Annotated in this window: 2 protein-coding genes; one reads left to right on the top strand and one right to left on the bottom strand. The window is 62.6% G+C overall.

Annotated elements, in window-relative coordinates; genetic code table 11:
- Positions 1–889: 889 nt before the first annotated feature.
- The gene (locus tag JWR89_RS08740; protein ID WP_299714416.1) at positions 890–1,588 is read right to left on the bottom strand and encodes a cell cycle transcriptional regulator TrcR; all 699 of its coding nucleotides are present in this window, start codon (positions 1,586–1,588) and stop codon (positions 890–892) included.
- A 261-nt stretch (positions 1,589–1,849) separates the two neighbouring features.
- On the opposite strand from JWR89_RS08740, the gene ispH reads away from it, so the two are divergent.
- Positions 1,850–2,779: 4-hydroxy-3-methylbut-2-enyl diphosphate reductase (gene ispH / locus JWR89_RS08745; RefSeq protein ID WP_299714418.1), on the top strand; the 930-nt coding region annotated here is incomplete at its 3' end.

Here is a 2,779-nt window from a genome sequence, read left to right on the forward strand (position 1 = left end):
AGGTGGAGCGCCGGGAGGTGCCGCGCCCTACGTCATTGGGCGCGCGTGGCTGGCGTTATCAGCCGCGCAGGCGGACCGCGTCATGGTCTGCCTGAAGGCGTCTCGCAAACGCCTTGGCGCCTCCCGCTCCACCCGCCCTGCGGTTCGGGGCAGGGAATTGGCAAAGCTCGGGCGCTGCGGCGTCGCGGGAACGCGCGTGCGCGTGATGCTTGCGGTATCACAACCCTGTCATTGCAGCTTGTGATCGGCGTGGCAGGCGCAACATTCCGGGCATTGGAATGTCTTCGTTCCCGAACGTATCGCGTCTGCCGTCAGGAAAACATCATGCAATATCGTCCAGGACTTTCGATCAGAACTGTTTCACTTGCCATCGCCGCGTGCGCAGCGGTCGCCGCGATTGCGCCATCCGACGCCTTGGCGCGTTCGCAGCACAAGACGCATGCTCCCACGTCACGCGCTGCACCTGCGGCGGACATGCAGGGATCTCGCACCTATGGGCCGGGCGGCGCCAATGCCTATGGCGCGATGCAGGGCGGGTCGTCTTCGTCCGGGTCCGCCAGCTTCGGTTACGGAGTCGGCGACAATTCCCATGGCTGCTCGGCTTGCGTTAACTAGAGCTTTTTTGGATTGAGCCTACTCGCCGTCCTCATGGTGACGAGCGCGCCACTTGGCGCGCGTCTCGAACCATGGCGTGTGTCGCCCATCCTTCGAGACGCGGTCGAAGATGACCGCTCCTCAGGATGAGGAATTCCTGTGGAGAGGATGACTCATCTCAAAACGAAAATGCTCTAGCGATATCGGAGCGCTGTCGTTGAACGTCAAAACAAAAGCGCGGCAAAACGATTCGCCGCGCTTTTTACGTTGTACATAGAACTCAGGCGAAACGGGGTCAGTCCTCGTCGTCGCGCTTCTTGTCGCCGCCGATGCCCTTCAGCTTGGCGAACACGGCATCGACATTGAGGTCGTCGCTGCTGCGTTCGGAGGCTTCGTATTCGTCTTCCTTGCGGGTGGTTTCCGACGCCGGCAGCAAAGTCGCGCCGCCGTAGGCCTGGTCGGTGGGCTTTTCCTTCGCGGCGCGCTGCACTTCAAAATCCAGTTCGATCTGCGAGCACAGGCCGAGGGTCACCGGGTCCATCGGCGTCAGGGTCGAGGCGTTCCAGTGCGTGCGGTCGCGGATCGAGGCGATGGTGGTCTTGGTGGTGCCGACCAGCCGCATGATCTGGCTGTCCTTGAGCTCGGCATGGTTACGCACCAGCCACAGGATCGCGCTGGGACGCTCATGACGGCGCGACACCGGCGTGTAGCGCGGGCCCTTCTTCTTGGCGGCCGGCGGCAGGATCACCTTGCTCTCCTCGAGCTTGAGGCGATAGTTCTTGTCCTGCTCGCCGCGCTCGATCTCGTCGCGGGTCAACTGCCCGTTGGAAATCGGGTCCATGCCCTTGATGCCCTGGGCGGCGTCGCCGTCGGCGATGGCGCGGATTTCAAGCGGGTGCATCTTGGTGAAATCGGCGACCTGGTCGAAGGTCAGCGCGGTATTGTCGACCAGCCACACGGCAGTCGCCTTTGGCATCAGCGGTGCATTGCTCATGGCAAATCTCCTTTACGCTCCGCCCACCTTTTTTGGAGGCGGAGCCGTCTGGTCATCGGGGATGACGGGGAATTCAGGCTGTATATAGTCTGTCCCGGGCTAACCGCGCAATGGAAGACTGTTCGGCCTTGACAGGGCGGCCGGACGGCCCCAAGTCCTTCCTGAAACAAGCCATTTGGCTTATTGTCCCCCTGGATTTTACCGCTTTGCACCCGCCGCTTTGGGTGGTTCGGACCTTAAATGACCGCTGGATTGCCCAACATGCAGGCCAAACCGCCCCTGAAAATCGTACTTTGTTCCCCTCGCGGCTTCTGCGCCGGCGTGGTGCGGGCCATCGATACCGTCGAACGCGCACTGGCGATCCATGGCGCGCCGGTCTACGTCCGGCATGAAATCGTCCATAACAAGTATGTGGTGGACAGCCTGAGGACCAAGGGCGCGATTTTCGTCGAGGAACTGGCCGAAATTCCCGATAACACCTCCGCTCCGGTGGTATTTTCGGCCCATGGCGTGCCGAAATCGGTTCCGGCCGACGCCAAGCAACGCAATTTCTTCTCGCTCGATGCCACCTGCCCGCTGGTCACCAAGGTCCATCGCGAGGCCGCGATCCACTTCAAGCGTGGCCGCGAGATCCTGCTGATCGGGCATTCGCACCATCCGGAAGTGGTCGGCACCCTCGGCCAGCTCCCGCCGGGCGCGGTCGAATTGATCGAGACCGCCCACGATGCGGCGACCTTCACGCCGAAGGACCCCAATAATCTCGCTTTCGTGACCCAGACCACGCTGTCGATCGACGACACCGCGGAAATCGTCGAAGTGCTGAAAAGCCGCTTCCCGACCATCAACGGGCCGCATAAGGAAGACATCTGCTACGCCACCACCAACCGCCAGCTCGCGGTCAAGAAGGTGGCGCCGGTGGTCGATGCGCTGATCGTGGTCGGCGCGCCGAATTCATCGAACTCGCAGCGGCTGCGCGAGGTCGCCGAGCGCGAGGGCTGCAAGGTCTCGGTGCTGGCGCAGCGCGCCGCCGATCTCGACTGGAGCATGTTCGAAGGCATCAAGAGCCTTGGCATCACCGCGGGCGCCTCGGCGCCGGAAGTGATCGTCGAGGAGATCATGGGCGCCTTCGCCGAGCGTTACGAGCTGCATGTGGAGACGGTGTCGGCCGCGGAGGAGAACGAGTTCTTCCCG

Origin of the sequence: Tardiphaga sp. (genome assembly GCF_028290785.1) — a bacterium.
GTDB lineage: Bacteria > Pseudomonadota > Alphaproteobacteria > Rhizobiales > Xanthobacteraceae > Tardiphaga.